Genomic DNA, 24,196 nt, shown 5'->3' on the forward strand with positions numbered 1-24,196 from the left:
CTAATTTGCTAGGCGAACTCGCTTGCTCTTATCAGTCCCTTCGAATAATGAGGCTGATATGAGGGAGAGAGTATATAAGCCAAAGGCCGTTGCAAGCCTAATCAGTACAGCAAAAACAGACCTTCGTAACCACCGATTTCGATTTGCGATACATACTCACCAATGTCGCCGTTTCTATCTACTGGTCTCATTGGCTTATCCAAATGGATGGTGATTTTCGGCGCTGAGAAATAGTCTACACTTTTACCGAAAAAGTCAGTGCGATACAACACGCGGCCTTTGCTGAACTCACGAGCTAACACCATTTCTGTTGGGCCTTGAGGGACTACATTGGTTTCTGACTGATAAGCAAAGTATGTATAGGTAGGCAATACGTAAGCTAACCCATCAGGAAGATCGGCATGAACGACTTCATTCAGAGTTGAATCACCAATGACGGTGTAATCCGAAGGAGTAGGCGTGCTGGTGGACATCATTAACGGGGTCGCCATCATATTCTCTGGGACTTGATTCGCTGGGGCTCCTAAATCGATAGCAAGCAATGCACTAGGTTGATAAGCAATATTCTTTGGTACACCAGCTTTCCAAAAGTTATCGGCTGTGGTGTTATTACTTCCGTACTGATAACTGCTGTTCCATTGGTTAAAGTAGCTACGGTCAGGATGATGGTTTAAATAGAACGCGGCCAGTGCAGAATATTGGTCCTGTTTCCAATTCTCTTCCGTGTTACCAAAGTATTGAACGCGACCATGACGAGTTGTCGCTTGAAAAATCACCTTTTGATCGGCTTTGGCTAGAGCTGAATTATCCCAAAATTTGGCTAAACCGGCATAGCCGCTAAAGCCCGTAGAAGGAAATAGATAGTGCTCACGTAGATACAATGAACCGGCGTTGATTAAGTGTGACTGACCATTTCTTCCGTACAGATTTGCTGTCCCAATGTTTAGGCCAATCAACGAATCTACGTGCAGTGTCGCGAGTTTGTTTAAAAATGCCGAGAACTGCGCTTTATAGAGCTCATCGGCATCTTCACTACCGGCCACAAAGCCTAGTTCCTCAACAGTACCACCAGAGTAAACATAAAACTGATTGGGACCGATGAGTTTGTTCGTATCGTCATTGTAAGCACCATTCAAACCTTGTTGTGCCCACTCTGTTTGATAATAATTATGCATTGCTTGAGCAAATTGTGGATTGGCAAGATTGGTCAGTGCCCATGATGAGCTTTGGTTCCACATACGACCAAATGGGATCACGCGAGATTCCCATCGGAAGCGGGCAGTGGCTTGCTTGTTCGTGCGATTTTTATACTCACTCCAAGAGAGATAGTTGTCTTGATTTAAGTCTGCTGATTTGTCAAAACCACGGATTTTTCGCCACCCTTCAATAGATTGACCGTTGTACGTTGTTGTTGGTGCATCGGACAGGTTAACGATCTTGAAGGTGTTTTTTAACTTCACTTCTTTTAAGCGAGGGCGATGATCGACGTTGTCACCTTGCCAAGTAATTTTAATCGCGTATAAACGCCCTCCATCGCGCAAAAACGTCGAGCCAAAATACTGACCACCGCCATAGCTCAATCCGCTACCATCATGGGTGGTAGCTCGAATCCAATCTGAAGGAACCGACCAAATGACGGTTTGGTTTTTGGTCATGTTTTCGGTTTTGTCTTTCTTAATATTGACGCTTTTCCATTGCGATACTTGACCAAATGCATTGGCGGCAGAGGGGTACTCAATCTTGAAAGTGCCGCCTTGAGCAAACTGAGAGAATTTAAATACTAAGCGGTCGAACTGCTCGGAATGGTAGACATACAATGCGCCACCATTATTGGTTTGTTCAAACACATCTGCATCCCAAGGCGGTTGCTGGTAGAGCGAAAAACCGGCATGGTCGGCACTTGCTGTATAACCGACAATCATTGGTTTTCGATTGAGCAATGTGTTTTCACCATGGGTTTTATCGACTTCTGCAATGATGGTGTCTTCAGAAAAATGCAGAAAGTAATCTTCGTAATCGATGCCATTTAAGTCTGCTTGATTACGAATTGTGTTTTCCAGCCAACTCGAATTGAGCTCTAGCTTTTGGTTGTACATGTAACCAATGGCGTTGACGCGTTCGTTATCACTTTTGTTTTGATAAGCACCAAATACAACATCGGCATTATCCAATTCCCATTCAAGTGCCGCGGCAGCGGAAACAGGAGTATCTCGCAAATCGATACCTTGCTCATGTAATCCAGGTAATATGAGCGCAGTGCTGGCCCAAATAGTAGGCGAAAGAAGGCTCAAAGAACCAAGCGCAAGCAGCGCAGAACGATATGGCTTCATCATTGACTTGTCCCTATCAAAAACGTCGATAACTCAAATTGCGAGTCAAAATACGAGAAAAGTATTAGCGATAGGTATGACCAATTCAAGAAATGGCCGGAATGTAACTGCTTTATAAATTCTTTATGGTTCGAATAATCTTTGTGGATCAGATTCTTCTAAAGTAAGTATGGGCATTCTCAATTTTGAATCTTGAAGGATAGGGGATTTGCTACGCGAGATCTTTCTCAGAATGAGAGGGAAAGGTGTTTATGCAACCAGTCACTTTCTTTCGGAATGATGCTCTCAATCAATAGCGCTGCAGAGCTTCAGTTTAAGTCTCCAATGGAATTCTAAGCTAGCGAAATTGTGGGCTTTTTTGATCAACAAATACCGTTAAAACCTCACTCATTGCACCAGTCATATACTCTGCTGAGCTGGTTATTTATTATACAAAAAATTAACAATCTAAATTTTTATACATTTTTATTGCATAAAATCTCTTTCTTGCTAGTATAAGCTCCAGATGACAATTAATGCAGTATGACAGCATGAGTATTCAAGTTAAAAGTATCAATAAGTCTTACGGCGATACCCAAGTTCTACACGATGTCAGTTTTAATTGTGAAAGCGGTGAAACGCTGGTGTTACTCGGTCCAAGTGGCGCAGGGAAGAGCTCTCTACTACGTGTTCTTAACCTTCTTGAAGGAGCGGATAACGGCCAGTTAAACATCGCTAATGACGCATTCGACTTTTCAACTGAAATCAAAGAGAAGCAAGGTTTAGCGCTTCGTCGTAAAGTGGGCATGGTGTTCCAACAGTACAACCTATGGCCACACATGACAGTAATGGAGAACCTGATTGAGGCTCCGGTAAAAGTCTCTGGTATGGATAAAGAAGAAGCGAAGAAGCAGGCAATGCAAATTCTCGCGACGTTGCATTTGGCAGACAAAGCGGATGCATGGCCGATGCAACTTTCTGGCGGTCAGCAACAACGTGTGGCGATTGCCCGAGCCTTGATGATGAAACCAGAAGTCTTGCTTTTTGATGAGCCTACCGCGGCGCTTGACCCTGAAATCACGAACCAAGTGGTCAAAATCATTAATGATTTAAGCGAAACCGGAATTACACAAGTAGTTGTGACCCACGAGGTGGATTTCGCCAAGAAAATCGCTAGCCATGTTCTATACCTAGAACAAGGACACATCGTAGAACACGGCACGCACGACGCATTTGTTAATCCGCAAACCACTCAGTTTGCCGATTACCTAAATCACTAAATTACGTTTTTAAAGTTCAGTCTATTTAACAGATAAGCTCGGCTGTCATTGCGAGTGTCAGCCCACTAAGTACACACGGAGTATTGCAATGAAAAAGATTCTACTAGCTTCACTAATCGGTCTTGTCTCAGCGAACGCAGCAGCACAAGAAGAGATCAAATTCGCGATGGAAGCGACTTACGCACCGTTCGAATACATGGATGAAAACAACCAAATCCAAGGTTTTGATGTGGATCTGGCGAACGCACTATGTAACGAAATGGAAGCAAAATGTACCTTCCACAACCAATCTTTTGACAGCCTGATCCCTGCATTAAAATTCAAACGTTACGATGCAGCTATCTCTGCAATGGATATTACCGAAGCGCGTTTGGAGCAAGTGAACTTTTCTGACCCTTACTACGACAACTCAGCCGCGTTTGTTTCTATCAAAGAAAAAGTGGCTGATCAAAAAGCACTAGAAGGTAAGCGTGTTGGTGTTCAAAACGGTTCAACACACCAAAGCTACCTGATTGAGCAAATGCCAGGCGTAACAGCGGTTCCTTACTCAAGCTACCAAGACGCATTCATCGATATGAAGAATGGCCGTATTGATTCTGTATTCGGTGACACAGCTGTCGTAGCAGAATGGTTCAAGAAAGAAGATAACCTAGCGTACGTGGGTGAGCACGTTACTAACCCTAAATACTTCGGTAACGGTTTCGGTATCGCAGTAAACAAAGGTAACGACGAGCTAGTTAACAAGCTGAACACGGCTCTGAAAACAGTGAAAGCGAACGGCCAATACGACGTAATCTACAACAAGTACTTCGGTAAGTAATATGGCACTAACGGGTTATTCTTTATCGCTTGTTCAAGCTAGTTGGATGACTGTCCAGCTAGCCTTCACAAGCCTTTTAGTCGGTTTGATTCTGGCAGTGGTATTCGCCAGTGGTGAAATGTCTCGCCGTGTTTTCGTTAAATGGCCAATGACGGCGTTTGTAACGATTGTACGTGGCTTGCCAGAAATCCTTGTCGTGTTATTTATCTATTTTGGTTCGACGCAGGTTTTGTTTTTAATCACCGGTGACTTTATTGAAGTTAGCCCGTTCTTATCTGGCGTGGTGGCGTTGTCATTGATCTTCGCTTCCTACGCTTCTCAAACTCTACGTGGCGCATTAAAAGCCGTTGGAAGAGGGCAGAGAGAAGCAGCAAGTGCACTCGGCATCAGTCAAGCACACGCTTTCGTTCGCATTGTTTTGCCACAAGCAGTAAGACACGCACTACCAGGTTTAACTAACCAATGGTTGGTTTTGCTGAAAGATACTGCACTTGTATCATTGATTGGTGTAACGGACTTGTTGAAGCAAGCGCAGTTAACATCAGCCGCCACGCACGAAGCCTTTACATGGTATGCAACGGCCGCTGCAATTTACTTAGTGATTACGCTTGTTACGCAACGTGCAGTGAAAGTGATTGATAAGAAGTTCTCAATTCAAGGCATGAGCATGGGACAGGAGGCGACCGCATGAACGAACAACACGTTTGGCAAATGCTGGATGGCTTAGGCACTAGCCTTCAATTGACCGCCGCTTCTTTGGTGGTGGGCTGTTTCTTAGCTTTGATGATGACGCTGACTCTGATCCTACGTACTCCGGGTTTGCATTGGGTAAGCCGTGGTGTCATCACCTTGTTCACAGGTACGCCTTTGTTGGTGCAGATCTTCTTGGTGTACTACGGTCCGGGTCAGTTTGATGCAGTAAGAGAAAGCGTATTCTGGACATGGTTAAGCCAACCTTGGTTCTGTGCGATGTTAGCGTTAGCACTGAATACCGCGGCGTACAGTACTCAGCTGTTCAAAGGCGCGTTTAACGCGATTCCCTCTGGCCAATGGCAAGCGTGTCGTGCTCTGGGTATGAACAAAACGGCAACGCTGAAAGTGCTGTTGCCATACGCCATTCGTCGTGCTGTTCCGGCTTACTCGAACGAAGTGATTTTGGTCTTCAAAGGTACGTCACTAGCAAGCACAATTACGATTATGGATCTGATGGGATACGCGCAGCGCATTAACGCGCAAACTTACGATACGTTGACGGTATTTGGTATTGCAGGCGCGTTCTACCTAACGGTGAATGGTGTGCTGACTCTCATTTTCCGTCAGGTAGAGAAGAAAGCATTGGCGTTCGAAGCTGCGTAATTCCTAACGTCACATTCAATTTCACGATGCCTCTGCTTACTGACTCTCAAGCAGGGGCATTTTTTATTTGTATCGTATTAAAGCTCAAGCCATTAATTCAACCAATTGCGTTAAGCATTCTTTATCCAGTATTGGATGAGGCTCGACACTTGTGACTAAAACGATATCCACTGAAGGTAGCGATGGCATATCGTCTAAGATCTTAAGATCCTCGCTAACGCTAATACTGCCCATCGCACCGATAGCCATGCCTGAACGTACAATCGCTCGTTGTGCAGAGGCCGTATTGCAACACGCCAGTAGTTGATAAGGGATACCACGTTTGGTTAATCCGTCTACCGCTGCCGCATGGTATTTACAGTCGGTTTGGAATAGGGCGAGAGGGAGAGGTTGGGCGTTATCAATGTCAAAGTCAGGGTGAGCAATCCACACGCCTTTGTCGCTTGCTAGCCAGTAACCTTCTTCACTGTCCGGTGCTCTTGTCACAATCGCCGCGTCTAGCTTTCCTTCATCCAGCTTTTCTCTCAAGGTGATGCTGGGCTCACTGAAGACTTGAATCGAACACGTGGGTTCAGATTGTTGTAATACACGAATGACTTTAGGCATGATATTGTCGTTGTAATCTTCTGGACAACCTAAGCGAAGAGGACGCTTGTTTTCATAGCGTTTCACCTGTTTCAGCGCTTGATTGTGTAAGCTGACTAGTTGCTCTGCATGAGAGCGCAGTGCCAATCCCGCTTCACTTAAGACAAGATTGCGACCTTCTTTTTCAAACAAGCTAACGCTGAGTTCGTCTTCTAGCTTACGCATTTGTGCACTGAACGCTGATTGGGTGCGATTGATCTGCTTGGCTGCACGAGTGAAACTGCCCGTTTCGACAAAAGCCAGAAAGCTGCGTAACGCATCGATATCCATATCTAAAACTCATCCATCGTTTTTGTTGAAGTGTTCCATCAAAACTATCCGTTAGTCCCCTTAAATACAATCAGATATTGTGAATTGGTACTCAAAACACGAACCGCATGGAGGCGTCATGAAACTGTTTATTGCTAATCAAAACTACTCAAGTTGGTCACTGCGCGCATGGCTGATCTTTTCTCAATTCAAACTGGATGTCGAAGTCACCAAGCTCAAATTATTCACGGAAGATTTTTATAAAACCTTGGAAGATATTACACCAACCGCGAAAGTACCTACCTTGGTGGATGGTGACGCAACCGTGTGGGATTCATTAGCGATTTTGGAATACGTTAACGAGCAATACTTACAAGGCCAAGCATGGCCAAGCAACTCCGCAGAACGAGCTAAAGCACGCGCCATTGCATCAGAAATGCATTCGGGTTTCTTTGACTTAAGAAACGAACTCCCAATGAACATTCGCGCGCGCAGAAAAGTCGATCTAACGGATGGTGCACGTAAAGATATTGCACGCATTGACGCTATTTGGGCAGAACAAGCCAAGCTGCATCCGAATGGTTGGCTATTTGGAGAATGGTCAATCGCCGATGCCATGTATGCGCCAGTGGCATTGCGTTTCCAAACTTATGGCATAGAGCTATCGGAAGGTGCCAAAGCCTACCAACAGAAGGTGCTAGCAAGTGAAGCTTTACAGCAATGGCTGGAAGAGGCGAGCCAAGAAACGGATATCGTAGAAGAGGATGAAGCAGGGGTAGAGGTTTAACGGCACTAGAGCCTCACTTGATGGGAGGCTCTATTCAAAAACACCTTATTTACCTTTCATACATTGAAGTACTTCTGTTCGCTCGAAATGATTTTCTTCTGCGTAGGTCCCCATTAAACACCCTGTATAAAAGAGAAAAGCATTTTTCAGAGCGTCTTTACTGTCAAACTTGCCCTTTAGTTTTTTGATTTCTCGTGCCATTACTGACTGGCAGCTCTTGGTATAAGGCTCAAGTGCTTGCTCACATTTACTAGTACTATCGAACCCAAAACAGCGCTGAAAAGCGGTTTCTTTACAAACATAACTAGAACCTTTGCTGAATAAGTTTTGCATGACCAGAGCTTCCTTGATTGAAGTGAGTTCTTTCGGATCATCCATATTGACTAGCTGGAAGGTTTTTTTTGCTACCACGCTATCGCGGTAAAGTATCTCGAGTTTCCAACGGCCGGACACCAGCTCGCTTTTATCGCCGAAATACCACATCGCGAGGTTACGATCATGCTTAAACATGGTGTCAGGCCAAGTAGATTCGGTGAACCCTTTGCCCGTTTTAGGATCGACAATCTTTGGATGAGTCATCCGGACGGTAATTGGAAATTTGTTGGTTTTTGCAAGGCTAGGCTCTGCTTCACCCAGTGCATTCTTGGGCAACGTAACCGAGTATCGAAAGCCAATGTACTGGCCGAGTTTTGGCATCACCATTTGTGTCGGAGTCACGGTGTACTCTTTTCCATCTTGCGTTATTACACCACCTTCAATAATGCTGACACGAGGAGATAGTAGGTTTGAGATGTTTTTCTCTTCGCTTGCTTGAGAGGTCGTTGTAAGAGCTGCGGCATAAGGTGAACCCTCGACTGAAAACAGATCAAACTCATGACCTTTAGGCAATGTAATATCATAAAGTGGGTTGTTGAATGCTGTGAACTTCTTCAAGGCCAGTTGTTGAGTCAGGTCCAGTTTGGTCAATTTATTATTGTTTAGCTCTAGTGACGTTAAGTCTGGGTTTTTACCCAATTGGAATTCGGCTAACTGGTTATAGTCTGCTTTAACTTCTTGCAACTGTGTCTGCTGGCTTAAGTCCAAACTGGTGAGCTTATTATTACGTACGTTAAGGTGCTTAAGATTCGCGTTTTTCGATAAATCAATCTCTTGCAATTGGTTTGATTGAAGAGATACGTGCGAAAGCTTTGGGTTATGGCTTAAGTCGATCTTAGTTAGGCTGCCACTTCCAAGAAAGAGCGTCTTGAGTTCGGAGTTTTGGCTAACGTTAAGTTCTGTCAGTTTATGGGCACTGAATCCAAGGTCACGCAACCGTGATAGGTGGCGAACGTCTATTTCTGCAATAGGCATTTTGTAGGCGTAGAGACTTTTCAGCTTCGAGTTCTTATTGATGTTGAGCTGTGTCAGGTTATTTTCTGAAATAGTCAGAGTTTCAAGCTCTGGATTATGAGAGAGGTCGATATCTGTCAATTGGTTGTTCGCCAAGATCAGGCGTTTGAGCTTTGGATTATTTGTAGTATCGACGCTTTTAATATTGTTATTTAGGAGAATCAAGTCTTCTAGTGCAGGGAAAAATTTAATTTCTTCCACAGAGCTAATGTTATTGTTGGAGCAGTCGAGTTCGGTCAAAATATTTGGTGAAGACGCTTCGTAGCCAGAAAAGCAATCAGCAAAGTTTGGGTCGACGAACTGAATGTCTCCAATAGTTTCTGGAGTGGAACAATAAGCGAAACCGGATAACGCCAAACCACTTGTTGCCATCACCATTTTACCGGATAACCGGATTCGGTTTACCACTGACGCCTTCATACATGAATCCTTTTCGAAGTATTTTCTTTTTAGTTTTAGGTGCTCAATTGCCTTGCCGTTAGTGAATACGGTTTCGACAATGAATAGAGCAACATTGAATAGATCTTTAGCAGTTTACGCAATTTCTCAAAATAAAACTGTAGGTAAACTACCGGAACTATTAGCTTTTTCATCTAAAGTTTTCGAATGGTGATCAAGGTGACGTCGGTGGTTATGGCGTGGAAGGGGCGAATTGATATCGGGATAAACATGTGAAGCACAGCTACCATTATACTTCGCAGGTCTAATACTATACTTCACAGGTTTATGGCAGTACTGAGCAGCGAACATTAAAGTCGTGGAAGTTGCTATATGGCATCTACCACGCTCTATATCCGCTGCTTAACAATCGTTTGATTACCCCAATAGTTCCACAATTGCTTTCCCTACACCGTGTGCGCTAGTTGGGTTTTGACCAGTGATCACACGTTCGTCAACAATCACAAACTCTTGCCACGGCTGTACTTTTGAGTAGCGTGCCGCGCCACGTGCTAGGGATTCTTCCAAAAGGAAAGGGATATCATTGATGGTACCAAAGTCGATTTCTTCTTCACGGGTAAAACCTGTCACCGATTTAGATGCAAGCAGTTTCTCTCCATTGCTAAGCGTGATAGGCAGTAGGGCGCCTGGACCATGACAAACGGCTGCAACGATGCCGCCATCTTCATAATGCTTTGCAGAGATTTGTGCGAAATCTTCATTGGTCGCTAAGTCAGAAAGTAGACCAAAACCTCCTGGGTAGAAGATTGCATCGTAGTTGTCAGCGTTGATTTGTGAAACTGGAATCGTGTTGTTGACACGGTTTTGGAAATCATCATCAGCCAAGATTTTTGTGTTTACCGCATCACCTTCAATGTCTGTTCCATACAGTGGGGCTTGGCCTCCTTTGATAGAAGCAATGTCGTAATCGAACCCCGCACCAAGTAATTCTGCAAGTGCATGGGTGAGCTCTGGTGCGTAGGTGCCGTTTGCTTGATCGGTTTCGCCGAGTGTCGCGTGATTCGTTACAACAATGAGTACTTTCTTCATGATGGGGTCCTTTTGGGTTGCTGTATTTTGTTGAGCACCTTCATACTAATTGCTAATCAGATGGGTGATAATAGAGGTAATTAGCAAAACATTATTGCCATATGGCAAAGGTGACTATGGACAGCTTTGAAGGTATCAACGAATTTGTTACGGTTGCGGAGAGCTTAGGGTTTTCTTCTGCTGCGAAACAATTGGGTTGCAGTACCAGCCATGTAAGTCGACAAGTGACAAAGTTAGAGGAACGTTTAGGCGTTGCCTTGCTAGCACGTTCGACACGGATGGTAAGCTTAACGGAAGCAGGGCAAGCGTATTACCAACAATGTAAAGAGTTGGTGATTGGGCTTCAGCAAGCCAATGAGCAACTCACCACACAGCAAACTCAATTGAGTGGTACGTTACGAGTGAGTGCTGCTGGTGCGTTTTCTGAAAATTACGTTGCACCAGCGTTGATGGCGTTTGCGAAACAACATCCGAACCTCACGGTAGAAGTCAACTTCAATACAAGTATGGTCAATTTTATTGAAGATGGTTTTGATTTTGCCATTCGTTACGGACGCCTAAGTGATTCTGGTTTAGTCGCGAGAAAGCTAGTCGATCGCCCCATGGCAGCGGCGGTGAGTCAGAATTATATCGACGAGCATGGTTTTCCTACTAATCCAACACAACTCAAGCACCACAGTTGCATCATCACGAACAAGGACGTTTGGTTATTTGAAAAAGATGGTAAGGCGCTAGATGGCGTGAAAGTCCAAGGACGATGGAAAAGCAACAACGCTAAAACGGTTTTGCAAGCCTGTGAAGACGGATTAGGCGTGGCGTATCTACCAAAGAGTAGCTTTAACGATGCCATTTCTTCCGGGCGATTGGTACCAATCTTAGAGTCTTATTGGGGAAGTGGTAATAGCAGTTGGATCGTTTATCAGAATCGCCACTTTCTGCCTCTAAGGGCCAGATTGGCCATCAACTTTCTACTTGACCATTTTGCTGATTGGCAGGAGTAGGGAGGGGTATTTCGAAAGCAAATAAAGCAGCGATGAACTGTGCCATGGGTGACAGGCAATATCTGCTTTTCTCTAAAACTATCCGAGCGTGATGAACGTCGGTTATGCGACTCTTAGAGGTGAGGTATAAGGGCTTGAGACATAAAAATACGGAGTACAGATACCAGCGATAATATCCGTACTCCGTAGGCTTAGTGCTTTATCAAACTAAGTGTTAAACATTAATTCCGTTGTGGTTGCGTCATGGCATCCACGACTTGCTCGATACTTAAAGAGCTGCCTTTGGTTGCAGGGAACTCTTTAAAGGTTTCAAGGAATTTTCGAACGATAGCCTGCGCTGGGACAAACATCCACATTTGGTCTGCGTAGAAGTGTCGGACATAAAGCGCTGAGTCTGGTCCTACTTCAAATGGGTCCATACGTAGGTTAACGATCAACGGCCAGCTTGGCGTTTTACGATAAGCCTCGTTGATGGCCCCTTCCATGATGGTGAAGTGAATCTTCCAATCTTTATAACGCAGAGCGTTTAAGTGGCCGCCAGCATCAAAGTAGAAGATTTCATTACGAGCACCAGTATCTGTTTTACCGGTAAGTAGGTCTAACTGGTTATAGCCATCGAGGTGCGCTTTAAAGGTTTTGTTATTGGCTTCATGACCTTTAAGTAGCTTCTCTTTTACGTCTGGCTCACCCACGGCGGCCAATAGCGTTGGCATCCAGTCTTCTTGAGAGAAAATGTCGTTGATGACCGTACCCGGTTTGATTTGACCCGGCCAGCGAACCATCATAGGTACGCGGAAGCCACCTTCCCAAGTTGTACCTTTCTCGCCTTTAAATGGTGTTGTACCACCATCTGGCCATGTGAATTTCTCTGCACCGTTATCGGTACTGAAAATCACGATGGTATTGTCGGCTACGCCCAGTTCGTCAAGCTTCTTAAGCATCACGCCAACTTGATCGTCCAGATCCATCATGCCGTCGGCATAAAGGCCATAACCAGATTTCCCTTTGTATTCTTCACTTAGGTGTGTCCAAACGTGCATTCGCGTCGAGTTGTGCCAAATGAAGAAAGGTTTGTCGTCTTTCACGGCTTTTTCCATGAAGGCAAGACTGGCTTCCATAAACTCTTGGTCAACGTTTTCCATACGCTTACGGGTGAGTGGGCCTGTGTCTTCAATTTTTCCGTCAGCGGTGGATTTAAGAACACCACGAGGGCCGAATTTTTTACGGAACTCAGGATCTTTAGGGTAGAATTCTGATTCTGGTTCTTCTTCAGCATTTAAGTGGTAGAGGTTACCGAAGAATTCATCAAAACCGTGGTTAGTAGGTAAGTGCTCGTCTTGGTCTCCTAGGTGGTTTTTACCAAACTGACCCGCAACGTAGCCGTGGTTTTTCAGTAGCTCAGCAATGGTTGGATCTTTTGCTTGAATCCCTTCTTTTGCTCCAGGCATACCAATCGTAAGTAGGCCTGTACGGAAAGGGTGCTGACCGAGAATGAACGATGCGCGACCCGCCGTACAACTTTGTTGCGCGTAAGCATCCGTAAAAATGGCACCTTCCTTGGCAATGGTGTCGATGTTTGGTGTACGACCTCCCATCATGCCATTGTGATAAGCGCTAATGTTGTAAACACCAACATCGTCGCCCCAAAATACTAAAATATTGGGTTTATCTGCTGCCAACAGACTGACAGGCGCGACCGCGCTCATCAATACGAGAAACTTCCTCAATATCCTCTTCATCGAGTCCTCCTGGACAATAAGTAGAATTCATTTCTTTTGGTGTGATTGATGCAAATTGACCGTGAACTGCTTAGTGAATTGGCAAACTAAGCATAGTACACATGATTGATTTGTTAGGTTTTTGATGGATTTAAATTATCAATTGTTCAGGTAAAAGAGGCGTGATAGCGAATCACCATCACATTTTATAAGTGCTACATGTTTTGATAGCTTGGTCCGCCGCCACCCTCAGGTGCTGTCCATGTGATGTTTTGCGATGGATCTTTGATGTCACAGGTTTTGCAATGCACGCAGTTTGCGGCATTGATTTGGAATATTCGCTCGCCTTCGACTTCTACCACTTCATACACGCCAGCGGGGCAGTAGCGCTGGCTTGGCTCATCAAACTTCTTCAAATGGATTTGAATCGGAATATGAGGATAGGCGAGTTGCAAGTGGCAAGGTTGATTTTCTTCGTGTTGCGTACCAGACAAAAATACCGATGAAGGTTTATCGAAGCTGATTATGCCGTCTGGTTTCGAGTAATGAATAGGTTGGCACTCATCAATTGGTTTCAGCTGTTCGTGATCGTGCGAAGGATCAGTGATCGTCCACGGTATTGGTTTCTTAACCAGAGGCTGCCACAGATTGTGTTCGAAGGTGGAAAGTGCGCCGCCAAGCACACTGCCGAACTTGTGGATGTTTGCACCAACGTTACGTGTGTCACTAAGTTCTTCATACAACCATGAATCTTCAAACTTGGTTTGGTAATCCGGTTCCGAATTGGATTGTATGAATGCTTCGGCAATGGCTTCTGCAGCTAACAAACCGGATTTCATCGCAGTATGGCTGCCTTTGATCTTAGCGACGTTTAAGGTGCCCGCATCACAACCAATCAATAAACCGCCAGGGAATTGCTGTCTCGGCAGAGAAGACAGTCCACCTTTTGCAATGGCTCTTGCGCCATAAGCGATGCGTTGAGCGCCTTTCAAATGTTGTTCGATAGCAGGGTGGTGCTTAAAGCGTTGGAATTCGTCGAACGGACTCAAGTAAGGATTGCTGTAATTCAAGTCGACAATAAGCCCGACAGCGATTTGGTTGTTCTCCATGTGATAGAGAAAACCGCCGCCAGTGGTGTTGGATCCACTCAGTGGATACCCTGCAGAATGAATCACGCTGCCTGATTGATCTTTGGCATCGGTAGGTAACTCCCAAATCTCTTTAAGCCCAAGCGCATAATGTTGCGGTTGTTTATCATCGTCTAAACCAAATCGTTGGATGAGCTCTTTACCTAAATGACCTCGGCACCCCTCAGCGAATACGGTGTATTTGGCTTTTAGCTCAATACCGGCTTCAAAGTTGGGTTTGGCTTCTCCTTGCTTGTCCAAGCCCATGTCGCTGGTGTTTACTCCTGTAACAGCGCCAAATGCATCGTAGTTAATCGTGGATGCAGCGAAACCGGGATAGACCTCAACGCCAAGCGATTCAGCTTGTTCTGCTAACCAACGACACAAGTTCGCTAAGCTGATGACGTAGTTGCTTTCGTCATTGTGCATTGGGTTGGGAGTAAGAAAGTGGGGAACACGAATGTGATTAAGTTCCGTGGTTAGGTACAAGAAGGCATCGTTTTTTACAGCGGCGGAAAGCGGTGCGCCCATGCTTTGCCAATCAGGAAAGAGTTCGCCTAATGCACGCGTTTCGAATACCGCGCCAGATAAGATATGTGCACCGACTTCTGAACCTTTCTCTACCACACAAATAGACAGCGGTTCACCTTCACGTTCTTGGTTGAGTTGCGCTAGTCGGCATGCAGCACTCAAACCCGCAGGTCCGGCGCCAACAATCACCACATCAAATTCCATGCATTCTCTTTCCATCTTCTTGCTTCCTTTATGCGAAACCTTTCTTTGTGTTTCAGGTGCTTCTTCTATTACGCAGTGCTCGTATAAAGAACTATAGTCCAGTTGACGTAAACGTAAACTAAACTAAGCTCAAATGGTAACGTCATAGGGCGTGATAAAGATTTTGAGTGACAATGTCACAATGTATTTTTTGTTAGCAAGATAATGAAAAGACTTAGCTTTAACGCAAATTTTTGTCACGTATGACCCAATTGCTAGGACGCGTATCGCTTTGCGATCTGCTAGGAGGGAATGTGAAAGTACTGGTTGCGATTAAACGTGTAATTGACCCTTACGTTAAAGTAAGAGTGAAATCTGATGGTTCCGGTGTGGAAACCAACAACGTGAAGATGACGATGAACCCATTCTGTGAAATCGCGGTGGAAGAGGCAGTACGCCTTAAAGAAGCTGGAGTTGCAGAGGAGGTGTTGGTGGTGTCGATTGGTGATACCAGTTGTCAGGAGCAATTGCGCTCAGCGCTCGCATTAGGTGCGGATCGTGCGATTCATATTGATGTTGAACAGGCACCAGAACCGCTTGCGGTCGCGAAGTTACTCAAAGCTGTGATGGAACAAGAACAGGCTCAATTGGTGCTGCTGGGTAAACAGTCAATCGATACGGATAACAACCAAGTCGCGCAAATGTTAGCAGCACTGACTAATCGTCCGCAGGGGACATTTGCTTCGGAAGTGAAAGTAGAAGGGGAAACGGTTCTGGTTACTAGAGAAATCGACGGTGGCTTAGAAACGCTCAAACTGGTTCTGCCTGCGATCATCAGTACGGATTTGCGATTGAATGAACCGCGTTACGCCTCTCTACCGAACATCATGAAAGCGAAGAAGAAGCCGCTATCGGTAATGACGCCAGACTTCTTTGGTGTGGGTGTTGAGCACTCTCAGCAAGTGCTGGAAGTCATGACGCCGCCTGCTCGTAAAGCTGGTGAGATGGTTGGCAGTGTGAGCGAGTTAGTCGACAAGCTCAAAAATGAAGCGAAAGTGATTTAGGAGGCATAACCATGGAAAACAAACCGTTAGCAACCTTGATCGTTGTAGAACACGATAACCAATCACTTTCAGCAGATACGTTACGTGCGCTGAGCGCGGCTTCTCAAATTCAACAAGACGGTGCCTCTTTGCCTGTCACCGCGTTGTTAGTCGGACATCAATGCAGCTCAGTATTGAATGAGTTGAAGTGTGTGCAAGGTATCTCACAGATCATTGCGATTGATGCTGCTGAATATCAGCATGCACTGGCAGAAAATCTATCTACTTTGATTGCCGAAGTTGGTCGGGATTATTCGCATATCCTAGCTCCCGCGAGTACCTTCGGTAAGAACTTGATGCCCCGTGTCGCAGCCTTACTGGATGTTGGGCAATTGTCAGATGTGATTGCGATCGAATCGCTCGATACGGTTGTTCGCCCCATCTATGCCGGTAATGCGTTAGCCAGAGTTCGTTCGGACGATACAACCAAAGTGATGACGATTCGAAGCTCAGCGTTTGACGCTATTGCTGTGTCTGATTCACCAGTAGTCGAGAATGTCGTGACGTTAGAAACGGTCATTAAGGCGGAGCACAGTGAGTTTGTTTCACAGCAAAAAGCGGAAAGCGAAAGACCAGAGCTACCAGCAGCAAACGTTGTTGTCTCGGGTGGTCGTGGGTTAGGCAGCAAAGAGAATTTCGCGCTGGTGGAACAGCTTGCCGACAAGCTTGGTGGTGCAATTGGTGCATCACGCGCTGCGGTAGATGCAGGCTTTGTGTCTAACGATTTGCAAGTTGGGCAAACGGGTAAGATTGTCGCGCCTCAACTGTACATTGCTGTGGGTATTTCCGGTGCAATTCAACATTTAGCAGGGATGAAAGATTCCAAGGTGATTGTGGCGATCAACAGTGATCCTGAAGCGCCAATCTTCCAAGTCGCAGACTATGGTTTGGTTGGCGATTTGTTTGAGATTATGCCGGAGTTGTTGGAGAAGGTTTAAGTTCGGTATTTTTCGGGCGCGGTTCCCTAGAGCGAAAATGAGCGAGTAGGGAATCCCTTCTTGATCACTGCTTTAAATCGTCATTCTGAACAGCGAGGAACGAGCGTGATTTAGAATCCGCTATCAAAGTGCGCTGTGGGTTCTTACTACGAAAGACCTTCGGTGTTCGTTGTTCTTAGATTCCTAGTCGCGCCTAGGCTTGCTGGAATGACGCGCTAGAGTTTCTTGCTAAGATTCAAATTCTTAAGTCGCTTTTTGCTAAGTGCAAACCAAACCGCCTCATTCCCTAGAGCGAAGAATGAGCGAGTAGGGAATCCCTTCATGCTCGCTACTTTAAGTCGTCATTTTGAACAGCGAGGAACGAGCGTGATTCAGAATCTGTTATCAAAGTGCGCTGTGGGCTCATTGCTGCGAAAGACCTTCGGTGTGCGTTGTTCTTAGATTCCTAGTCGCGCTTAGGCTTGCTGGAATGACGCGCTGGAGTTTCTTATTAAAAATCATATTATTAGGACTATTTTGCTGAGTGCAAACCAAACTGCGTCATTCCTTAGAGTGAAGAATGAACGAATAGGGAATCTCTCTTTAAATTCACTCTCAAAACAAAGGGCTTCCAATCGGAAGCCCTTTTGTTATTCATGGCAAAAGCTGCTTAAACATTCGGTTTTCTCAAGTGTTCTGCCAATACTTTTGTGAATCTTGCTGCTTCACCGCCAGTACATGCTCGGTGGTCAAACGTAATCGACAGCGGCATGGCTTTCACTGCTACAGCTTGCCCGTCTCGAATTACGACTTTCTCAATGATTCGACCTGCACCGACAATCGCGACTTGTGGCGGCGTGACCACGGGCGTTGCGTAAATACCGGCAATTGCACCAAAGTTTGAGAGCGTAATGGTGGCGTGCTGTAACTGTTCACGCCCGATCTTACGTTTACGTATGCCTTGCACCGTTTGGTCTAACCAACGACGTACCTCTTGAGGTTCGTATTCATCAGCGTGTCGTAGAACAGGCACGTACAAACCGTGTCGACTGTCTACGGCAATACCAATGTTCACCGTACTGTGGACACAACGCGTCATGGTTTCTGCATCGAACCATGCATTCATGGCGGGCTCTTCCTGACACGCATGCACGATCGCTTGGACCAGACGAATACTGATATCTTCACTTTGCTCCCAGCCTTCCAGCACCGCTTCTTCGGTAATGGTGACCGCTGCGACATTGTGATGGGATTCCGCCATGGTCGACACCATGGTTCGGCGTGCGCCTTTGAGTACTTCTGTACCGGGACGCTGTTTGCCAGCTTCGTCGTAAATGTCGGCGTCGACAATCAAACCGTCCGGACCACTACCTTTAACTAACTCCAAGTCCACACCCAGCTTCTTCGCTAATAGTCGAGCAGAAGGAAGCGCAATAATGAGGTTATCAGGTGATGGATTGTGTTCGCCTCCAATCCAGAAATCGTCGACATTCACGCTGTGTGCATGTTGGGATACATTACCGACCACGGTCGCTGCATCGGCAGTTTGTTTCTGTTCAGAGACTGTTTGCTCTGCTCCCGTTTCATCGATTTCCAGCAGGAGAGCACCTATGTTGATTACATCGCCTTCTTCGCCATGACGACTCACGATACGACCGCCATAAGGTGCAGGAACATCCACGGTTGCTTTTGCGGTTTCGACAGTAAGCACCACTTGATCGAGCTTGACCATATCACCAACACTAATATGCCATTTCACAATTTCTGACTCAGCGAGACCTTCGCCGAGATCGGGTAAGTTAAACGTCTTCATTTCCAATCCTCCACGAGTTCGCGCGCGGCGAGCACAATGTCTTCTTCCTGAATCATGTAATAATCTTCGTTGCGGTAGTACGGCATGATGGTATCCATGCCCGTGACGCGTTTTGGTGGCGCTTTGAGTAGGCACATGGCATGTTCTGCGGTTCTGGCTAGCAGTTCTGAGCCGACACCACAGGTTTTGCTGGCTTCATGGACCACCAAGAGGCGTCCGGTTTTCTCTAGCGAACGGAAGATGGTCGCGGTATCAATGGGTTTGATGCTGGCTAAATCAATCACCTCAACTTCGATACCTTGATTGGACAGCGTTTGAGCCGCTTGCAGTGATTCGACAACACATGCTCCCCAAGTCACTAACGTAATGTCGCGACCTTTGCGAAGGGTAAAACAAGTGTCGAGAGGTAGCGCTTCGCCGTTATCCACCACTTCAGATTTCACAGTGCGATAGATACGTTTCGGCTCGAAGAACATCACCGGATCGTTGCTTCGAATGGCTGCTAGGAGCAAACCATAAGCGCGTTGCGGTGATGAAGGAATCACAACCTTAAAGCCTGCGGTGTGAGCAAATAACGCTTCGACGCTTTCGGAGTGATGCTCTGGTGCGTGAATACCGCCACCAAAGGGCGCGCGGAATACCGCAGGGCAGGTAAGTCGACCACGAGTTCGGTTACGCATTCGCGCTGCATGACACATCAAATGCTCCAATGCAGGGAAGACAAAGCCTTGGAATTGAAACTCGGCTACAGGTCGTAAACCTTGCGTTGCCATGCCGACAGTAACACCGCCAATAAGCGCTTCAGCTAGAGGTGTGTCGATAACGCGCTTAAGACCGTATTTTTGTTTGAGTCCTACAGTGGCGCGGAATACACCGCCGTTATCACCCACATCTTCGCCAAGGACGATGACATTTGGGTCGTGTTCCATTTCATGATGCAGTGCGAGGTTCACTGCTTCAACTAACGTGAGTTCAGCCATGTTTCCCTCCCTGCATTCGCATTGCTTTATTGATTAGCTCATCCCTTTGCGCATGAAGCTCTTGGGGCAGGGATTCATAAAGGAAATCAAAGCCCGTTTCAGGCGCTTGATTTGGCATGTTGAGATAACGCTCAACGGCGAGTTCAACTTGTTCTTTGCAATGTGCTTGCCACTCTTGCTCTCTCTCGTTATTCCAAACGCCTTGATTGGTGAGAAAGGCTTTAAGTCGACGAACTGGCTCATATTGCCAAGCCGTTTGAACCTCGTCCTCGTTACGATAGCGGGTCGCGTCGTCGGCGGTGGTGTGGTCGCTCAAACGGTAGCTTACTGCTTCAATTAACGTTGCGCCTTTGCCTTTTCTCGCTCGTTCAAGAGCGCTCAATGTTGCATCAAACACCGCGACGACATCGTTGCCATCCACCGTAATGCCGGGGATACCGGCACCTTTGGCTTTTTCTGAGAGAAATTCCGCGGCACATTGCAAACTGCGTGGTACGGAGATCGCCCATTGGTTATTGTTCACCACAAAGACTAATGGGATGTTCCAAGCGCCTGCACAATTAATGGATTCAAGGAAATCGCCTTTGGAAGTGCCGCCATCGCCGCACATCACCAAAGCGGCATCGTGATTGCCTTGGATTTTCAGTGCCGCCGCAACACCAACGGCATGGGTACACTGAGTTGCGATTGGGACACAGAAGGGGAGATCTTTACTAGGAAAAGGACTGCCTTCAGGCGCGAAGTCACTGCCGCGTTCATCGCCTCCCCAATATTGCAGGTTCTTTTCCATTCCTATGCCACGGCACCACATGGCGGGCATATCACGATAATAAGGCACGAAAACATCGGTGGTGTTAAGCGCTCTGCCCACAGCAATACCAACAGCTTCCGAGCCAAGGTGTGATGGGTAGGTGCCCAATTTCCCAGTGCGTTGCAGGGCAACGGCTTTGTTATCGTAGGTCCGGGTTAATACCATGTCTTGGTAAAATCCGACCAAAGTTTCAAGATCAGCCCAGTTGGGTAGTTGGCTGACGAGGTTCCCATCATGGTCGATAAACCGATGCATGGGTAATGCCTGAACGTTCATCTCAAGCTCCTTTTGACGCTGCGGGTCTTTTGGACTGCAGCTGCTCATTATTTCGATCTCAGCCTGTATGGGTACTCAGGCTTTGATATCAGCGCAAAAGGTCATACCTAGGATTGCAGTTGTTTTTGATAGTTATTGACGCATCTGTCGTTCGTCTCTCTAACAAAACTGTGTTCTGGAAAAACACAAGGCGTCGCTTGATACTGCTGTTTACACCGCCTAATCCAGTGATGAATCTTGATATAACCAGATACTGTAAGTGTAAACAAAATGTTAAATTATGCTTTGATTTACGCAATGCTCCACAGTAAAATTTCGCTTACAGTGTATTTTTATAGGATAAAACACTGGTTTTAAGAATTGTACGTTTTCAGAATTGAATGGAATCACTGACTTTGACCAGAAATTTGCGACAAAATTACGCTGTGAAATTTCACAACTTGAATGGTTTTTAAGTACTTTGAGGTGATAATTCAGTAACACGTTATTCTCGTCGTCACGCTTTGACTAGATAGAGTCACTTGTCACTTCCCAAGGTTGGGGAATGCATGTAGTGTGACCCATAATTAAAGTCTGTGATACTCATGGAGAAGTTATGTACCACATTCATGTTTATTTTCCGCTTCAGCAGCAGGAAAAAGCTCAAGCCTTGAATGAAATTATTCGTCAAGAACGCCAAGACGTGCTGCGCGTTTTTCCGTTAGTGTGTAAATTGGTTGGGCCCCATAAGATGCCAATGTTTGAACTGCACGTAGAATCCGTGAGCGAGGAATTTATCGCTTGGTTAGATACCATTCGAGGTGGCTTCTCTGTCTTAATCCATCCAGTCAGCGATAACGAATTACGTGATCACACAGAACATGCGATTTGGCTCGGGCGCGAACTCGGAGTATTTGAGGAAAAGCTCGACGCGTAAATCGTTGGGGTAGGCGACGTTTCCCCTCCTTGTTCGTCCTACCCAGATTCAGCAATTCCGTCCATCGTGTGCTAAACCTAAATAACGATAGTGATAAAAGAGTCACCATCGTATGTTCTTATATTTGATGTTTAGCAACGCATTAAAACAAGATTTAGCATATAAATCAGGGAAGTGCAGTATACGACCCCAACGCCATTGGCAGTGGAAAGGACATTTCTAGAGGGGAAAGGGGATGCTAACAATACTCTTGGTGGCACTAGCGCTGTATATCTTTTGGCTGTTGTTTCGTAATGGCCCTGCATTTGCCGAGCGTGTGCCAAGTAAAAAACGCAATTGGGTCGGACCAACCGCTAACCAAGAAGAGTGGCAAGGCTATTGTTCAGAAGTCTTTCAACCATTCAGTTCTCAAACTACCTTTTATGCCATCGCCTATTTTGCCAACTTCGTTGCGGCTGCGAATGCGATTTCGTGGTCGATCATTTATGAAGGTGACTATCCCATCATCATGAGTCGTTTTGGTAGCTATTTCATCGTTAATACTCATGATGCGCTGTTGGTTTCAGGGTTTGTCGCGTTGGCGTGCTTTATTATAAATTGGCAACTTGCTGTCCATTGCGCAGGAATCATGAGCCAATATTTGGTGCGCATACTCATCATTAACCGCACTCGTTTCGTAGCGATTAGCTTAGTGTTTTGTAGCTATTTTGCATACTTACTTACAGTAGGCATTTTTTGGCTCTTCCACGATGGATACTCGATTTGGCATGGGCTTACGCTCACACCGGTATTTCTGCTTTTGGCGTTGCTTCTTGCGTTTGTACTGCCCTCAATGAAAAAAGAGCCTGTAGAGAAAGACTAAAGCCAGATTCAATTCAAGTTGTTGCGCTAGAATTTCCACGACTGTTGAGGTAGGATTGCCGACCTTTTTTGTCAGTGGGAGGACTTATGTACATCGGCTTTGACTATGGCACCGCAAACTGTTCGGTGGCGAAAATGGAACAAGGTGAGCCTCAGTTGCTTAATCTTGAGGGGAATAGCCCTTACATTCCTTCCACCCTTGCGTCACCAACGCGTGAATCGGTGTCTGAACACCTATTTCGTCATCGTAATATCAAGCCTTTTGATAAAGTGGGTGAGCAAGTTCTGCGTCGCGCTATAAACTTCAACCGCGAAGAGAGTATTGAACTTGAGCCTGAAGATATGGCGTTTGGACAAGCGGCGCTGAATCGTTACTTAGAAGATCCTCGCGATATTTACTATGTGAAGTCACCGAAGTCTTTCTTAGGTGCATCTGGCCTGCGTGACGTTCAGTTAAGTTTCTTTGAAGATCTAGTGTGCGCCATGATGGACAACATCAAGTCGCAAGCTGAGAACGATGCGCAGCAAATCATTACTGATGCGGTAATTGGTCGTCCTATCAATTTCCACGGACGTGGAGGAGAAACGGCGAACATCCAAGCAGAAGGTATTCTCTTAAGAGCAGCAAAACGTGCTGGCTTCCAAAATGTTGAGTTTCAATTTGAGCCTGTTGCCGCGGGTCTGGAATATGAAGCGACGCTAACGGAAGATAAAACCATTCTGGTGGTCGATATTGGCGGGGGTACGACAGACTGTTCTTTGATTCAAATGGGACCATCTTGGCGTGGTAAAGCGGATCGCACAGCAAGTCTGTTGGCGCACAGTGGCCAGCGTGTCGGTGGTAACGATTTGGATATTGCATTGGCGTTCAAACAACTGATGTTCCCATTTGGTATGGAGAGCAAGATGGAGTCGGGCATCGTTATGCCAACCACACAGTTCTGGAACCCAATTGCGATCAACAACGTAGAAGCGCAGAGTGACTTTTATTCTCGTGAGAACCTTTCGGCGTTGAAACTTCTGCACAAGCAAGCGCAAGAGCCACAAAAGCTTGCTCGCTTGTTAGAGGTTTACCATGAGTCTCTGGGTTATAACATTGTCCGTCGTGCGGAAGAGGCGAAAGTCGCGCTTTCTGAACAAGCGTCTTACCGTGCGGGCATTAACTTGTTGTCTGAGTTGATTGAAGTCGATGTTCAACGTGATGAGATGATTGAAGCGATTGAATCACCTAAGAATAAGATGACGGCTTTGGTTACTGAAGCGGTAGAGCAAGCGGGCGTAAAACCGGATGCGATCTTTATGACAGGCGGTTCGGCACGTTCACCTATTTTGCGTGATGCAGTGCAGACAGTATTGCCAAATATTCCGGTGGTGAGTGGTAACTACTTTGGTTCGGTCACCGCAGGTCTAGCGCGCTGGGCAGAGGTTTGCTTTAAGTAAGACTGAGTTAGCTGTTAATAGATTCCTGATCTCGCCTAGGCTCGTCGGAATGACGAGGGTGGAGTTTGGTTGATGTGTTGAGCACTAAGCCACTCAAACTTTGATAGAAGACTAAATGGGGTCATTCCCTATAGCGGGGAACGAGCGAGTAGGGAATCTCTCAAGTACACATAATTAAAGTCTGAGCACCAAAAGC

At 46.0% G+C, this 24,196-nt stretch carries 20 protein-coding genes; 11 read left to right on the top strand and 9 right to left on the bottom strand.

The genetic code is table 11. From position 1 onward, the window contains the following. Positions 1-101: 101 nt before the first annotated feature. Positions 102-2,330 (bottom strand): hypothetical protein, encoded by a 2,229-nt coding sequence (locus tag OQJ86_RS07460; RefSeq protein ID WP_265987410.1) that lies wholly within the window; start codon positions 2,328-2,330, stop codon positions 102-104. Positions 2,331-2,860: 530 nt separating this feature from the next. Between OQJ86_RS07460 and artP the strand changes: the two genes are divergently transcribed. The 4 genes from artP (at position 2,861) to artM (ending at position 5,765) form a co-directional block, all read left to right on the top strand. Next, the gene (gene artP / locus OQJ86_RS07465) at positions 2,861-3,589 is read left to right on the top strand and encodes an arginine ABC transporter ATP-binding protein ArtP (protein ID WP_009704632.1); all 729 of its coding nucleotides are present in this window, start codon (positions 2,861-2,863) and stop codon (positions 3,587-3,589) included. A gap of 88 nt (positions 3,590-3,677) precedes the next feature. Continuing rightward, the gene (locus OQJ86_RS07470; protein ID WP_104035768.1) at positions 3,678-4,409 is read left to right on the top strand and encodes an arginine ABC transporter substrate-binding protein; all 732 of its coding nucleotides are present in this window, start codon (positions 3,678-3,680) and stop codon (positions 4,407-4,409) included. A 1-nt stretch (position 4,410) separates the two neighbouring features. Then, a complete protein-coding gene (artQ, locus tag OQJ86_RS07475) occupies positions 4,411-5,100 on the top strand; it encodes an arginine ABC transporter permease ArtQ (RefSeq protein WP_038866518.1) in 690 nt (229 codons plus the stop codon). Beyond that, positions 5,097-5,765, top strand: coding sequence for an arginine ABC transporter permease ArtM (gene artM, locus OQJ86_RS07480; RefSeq protein ID WP_265987367.1), 669 nt, complete (start codon positions 5,097-5,099; stop codon positions 5,763-5,765). The genes artQ and artM overlap by 4 nt, the downstream gene beginning before the upstream one ends. An 84-nt stretch (positions 5,766-5,849) precedes the next feature. On the opposite strand, the gene OQJ86_RS07485 is transcribed toward artM, so the two are convergent. Further along, the gene (locus tag OQJ86_RS07485; RefSeq protein WP_265987368.1) at positions 5,850-6,680 is read right to left on the bottom strand and encodes a LysR family transcriptional regulator; all 831 of its coding nucleotides are present in this window, start codon (positions 6,678-6,680) and stop codon (positions 5,850-5,852) included. A gap of 118 nt (positions 6,681-6,798) precedes the next feature. Between OQJ86_RS07485 and OQJ86_RS07490 the strand changes: the two genes are divergently transcribed. Continuing rightward, positions 6,799-7,446, top strand: coding sequence for a glutathione S-transferase family protein (locus OQJ86_RS07490; protein ID WP_265987369.1), 648 nt, complete (start codon positions 6,799-6,801; stop codon positions 7,444-7,446). Between the two features lie 45 nt (positions 7,447-7,491). On the opposite strand, the gene OQJ86_RS07495 is transcribed toward OQJ86_RS07490, so the two are convergent. Both OQJ86_RS07495 and OQJ86_RS07500 read right to left on the bottom strand, forming a co-directional pair. After that, positions 7,492-9,255 carry a DUF3859 domain-containing protein gene (locus OQJ86_RS07495; RefSeq protein WP_265987370.1) on the bottom strand — a complete coding sequence of 588 codons (1,764 nt, stop codon included), beginning with the start codon at positions 9,253-9,255 and terminating at the stop codon, positions 7,492-7,494. 396 nt (positions 9,256-9,651) lie between these two features. Continuing rightward, positions 9,652-10,323, bottom strand: coding sequence for a type 1 glutamine amidotransferase domain-containing protein (locus OQJ86_RS07500; protein ID WP_038873439.1), 672 nt, complete (start codon positions 10,321-10,323; stop codon positions 9,652-9,654). A gap of 116 nt (positions 10,324-10,439) precedes the next feature. Here OQJ86_RS07500 and OQJ86_RS07505 point away from each other — a divergent pair, with 116 nt between their 5' ends. Continuing rightward, the gene (locus tag OQJ86_RS07505) at positions 10,440-11,324 is read left to right on the top strand and encodes a LysR family transcriptional regulator (RefSeq protein ID WP_265987371.1); all 885 of its coding nucleotides are present in this window, start codon (positions 10,440-10,442) and stop codon (positions 11,322-11,324) included. Between the two features lie 221 nt (positions 11,325-11,545). Here OQJ86_RS07505 and OQJ86_RS07510 read toward each other — a convergent pair whose 3' ends face one another. Further along, a complete protein-coding gene (locus tag OQJ86_RS07510; RefSeq protein ID WP_039974214.1) occupies positions 11,546-13,063 on the bottom strand; it encodes an arylsulfatase in 1,518 nt (505 codons plus the stop codon). Between the two features lie 194 nt (positions 13,064-13,257). Further along, on the bottom strand, positions 13,258-14,919 hold the full coding sequence (locus OQJ86_RS07515; RefSeq protein WP_265987372.1) for an electron transfer flavoprotein-ubiquinone oxidoreductase: 1,662 nt from the start codon (positions 14,917-14,919) through the stop codon (positions 13,258-13,260). Between the two features lie 278 nt (positions 14,920-15,197). Between OQJ86_RS07515 and OQJ86_RS07520 the strand changes: the two genes are divergently transcribed. After that, positions 15,198-15,947: an electron transfer flavoprotein subunit beta/FixA family protein gene (locus OQJ86_RS07520; protein ID WP_265987373.1), complete on the top strand. Its 750-nt coding sequence runs from the start codon at positions 15,198-15,200 to the stop codon at positions 15,945-15,947. A gap of 11 nt (positions 15,948-15,958) precedes the next feature. Further along, positions 15,959-16,924, top strand: coding sequence for an electron transfer flavoprotein subunit alpha/FixB family protein (locus OQJ86_RS07525; RefSeq protein ID WP_265987374.1), 966 nt, complete (start codon positions 15,959-15,961; stop codon positions 16,922-16,924). A 649-nt stretch (positions 16,925-17,573) separates the two neighbouring features. On the opposite strand, the gene OQJ86_RS07530 is transcribed toward OQJ86_RS07525, so the two are convergent. From OQJ86_RS07530 to pdhA, 3 genes are read right to left on the bottom strand one after another with little or no spacing between them, the layout of a single operon-like run. Continuing rightward, entirely contained in the window at positions 17,574-18,716 is a 1,143-nt protein-coding gene (locus OQJ86_RS07530; protein ID WP_265987375.1) for a dihydrolipoamide acetyltransferase family protein, read from the bottom strand. Further along, positions 18,713-19,696, bottom strand: a complete 984-nt coding sequence (locus tag OQJ86_RS07535) for an alpha-ketoacid dehydrogenase subunit beta (protein ID WP_009696326.1) — start codon at positions 19,694-19,696, stop codon at positions 18,713-18,715. The genes OQJ86_RS07530 and OQJ86_RS07535 overlap by 4 nt, the downstream gene beginning before the upstream one ends. Then, positions 19,689-20,783 (bottom strand): pyruvate dehydrogenase (acetyl-transferring) E1 component subunit alpha, encoded by a 1,095-nt coding sequence (gene pdhA / locus OQJ86_RS07540; RefSeq protein WP_265987376.1) that lies wholly within the window; start codon positions 20,781-20,783, stop codon positions 19,689-19,691. The genes OQJ86_RS07535 and pdhA overlap by 8 nt, the downstream gene beginning before the upstream one ends. Positions 20,784-21,378: 595 nt before the next feature. Here pdhA and OQJ86_RS07545 point away from each other — a divergent pair. The 3 genes from OQJ86_RS07545 (at position 21,379) to yegD (ending at position 24,000) form a co-directional block, all read left to right on the top strand. Beyond that, positions 21,379-21,699 (top strand): DOPA 4,5-dioxygenase family protein, encoded by a 321-nt coding sequence (locus OQJ86_RS07545; protein WP_265987377.1) that lies wholly within the window; start codon positions 21,379-21,381, stop codon positions 21,697-21,699. Between the two features lie 235 nt (positions 21,700-21,934). Next, a complete protein-coding gene (locus tag OQJ86_RS07550) occupies positions 21,935-22,561 on the top strand; it encodes a hypothetical protein (protein WP_038873467.1) in 627 nt (208 codons plus the stop codon). An 86-nt stretch (positions 22,562-22,647) separates the two neighbouring features. Further along, positions 22,648-24,000: a molecular chaperone gene (gene yegD / locus OQJ86_RS07555; RefSeq protein WP_186176641.1), complete on the top strand. Its 1,353-nt coding sequence runs from the start codon at positions 22,648-22,650 to the stop codon at positions 23,998-24,000. Positions 24,001-24,196: the final 196 nt, after the last annotated feature.

The organism is Vibrio sp. Sgm 5 (genome assembly GCF_026241575.1).
Lineage (GTDB): Bacteria > Pseudomonadota > Gammaproteobacteria > Enterobacterales > Vibrionaceae > Vibrio > Vibrio jasicida.

Excerpts from the sequence above, each read along its gene's own strand:
- OQJ86_RS07460 (WP_265987410.1), bottom strand. The coding sequence starts at position 2,330 with ATGAAGCCATATCGTTCTGCGCTGCTTGCGCTTGGTTCTTTGAGCCTT.
- artP (WP_009704632.1), top strand. The coding sequence starts at position 2,861 with ATGAGTATTCAAGTTAAAAGTATCAATAAGTCTTACGGCGATACCCAA.
- OQJ86_RS07470 (WP_104035768.1), top strand. The coding sequence starts at position 3,678 with ATGAAAAAGATTCTACTAGCTTCACTAATCGGTCTTGTCTCAGCGAAC.
- artQ (WP_038866518.1), top strand. The coding sequence starts at position 4,411 with ATGGCACTAACGGGTTATTCTTTATCGCTTGTTCAAGCTAGTTGGATG.
- artM (WP_265987367.1), top strand. The coding sequence starts at position 5,097 with ATGAACGAACAACACGTTTGGCAAATGCTGGATGGCTTAGGCACTAGC.
- OQJ86_RS07485 (WP_265987368.1), bottom strand. The coding sequence starts at position 6,680 with ATGGATATCGATGCGTTACGCAGCTTTCTGGCTTTTGTCGAAACGGGC.
- OQJ86_RS07490 (WP_265987369.1), top strand. The coding sequence starts at position 6,799 with ATGAAACTGTTTATTGCTAATCAAAACTACTCAAGTTGGTCACTGCGC.
- OQJ86_RS07495 (WP_265987370.1), bottom strand. The coding sequence starts at position 9,255 with ATGAAGGCGTCAGTGGTAAACCGAATCCGGTTATCCGGTAAAATGGTG.
- OQJ86_RS07500 (WP_038873439.1), bottom strand. The coding sequence starts at position 10,323 with ATGAAGAAAGTACTCATTGTTGTAACGAATCACGCGACACTCGGCGAA.
- OQJ86_RS07505 (WP_265987371.1), top strand. The coding sequence starts at position 10,440 with ATGGACAGCTTTGAAGGTATCAACGAATTTGTTACGGTTGCGGAGAGC.
- OQJ86_RS07510 (WP_039974214.1), bottom strand. The coding sequence starts at position 13,063 with ATGAAGAGGATATTGAGGAAGTTTCTCGTATTGATGAGCGCGGTCGCG.
- OQJ86_RS07515 (WP_265987372.1), bottom strand. The coding sequence starts at position 14,919 with ATGGAAAGAGAATGCATGGAATTTGATGTGGTGATTGTTGGCGCCGGA.
- OQJ86_RS07525 (WP_265987374.1), top strand. The coding sequence starts at position 15,959 with ATGGAAAACAAACCGTTAGCAACCTTGATCGTTGTAGAACACGATAAC.
- OQJ86_RS07530 (WP_265987375.1), bottom strand. The coding sequence starts at position 18,716 with ATGAAGACGTTTAACTTACCCGATCTCGGCGAAGGTCTCGCTGAGTCA.
- OQJ86_RS07535 (WP_009696326.1), bottom strand. The coding sequence starts at position 19,696 with ATGGCTGAACTCACGTTAGTTGAAGCAGTGAACCTCGCACTGCATCAT.
- pdhA (WP_265987376.1), bottom strand. The coding sequence starts at position 20,783 with ATGAACGTTCAGGCATTACCCATGCATCGGTTTATCGACCATGATGGG.
- OQJ86_RS07545 (WP_265987377.1), top strand. The coding sequence starts at position 21,379 with ATGTACCACATTCATGTTTATTTTCCGCTTCAGCAGCAGGAAAAAGCT.
- OQJ86_RS07550 (WP_038873467.1), top strand. The coding sequence starts at position 21,935 with ATGCTAACAATACTCTTGGTGGCACTAGCGCTGTATATCTTTTGGCTG.
- yegD (WP_186176641.1), top strand. The coding sequence starts at position 22,648 with ATGTACATCGGCTTTGACTATGGCACCGCAAACTGTTCGGTGGCGAAA.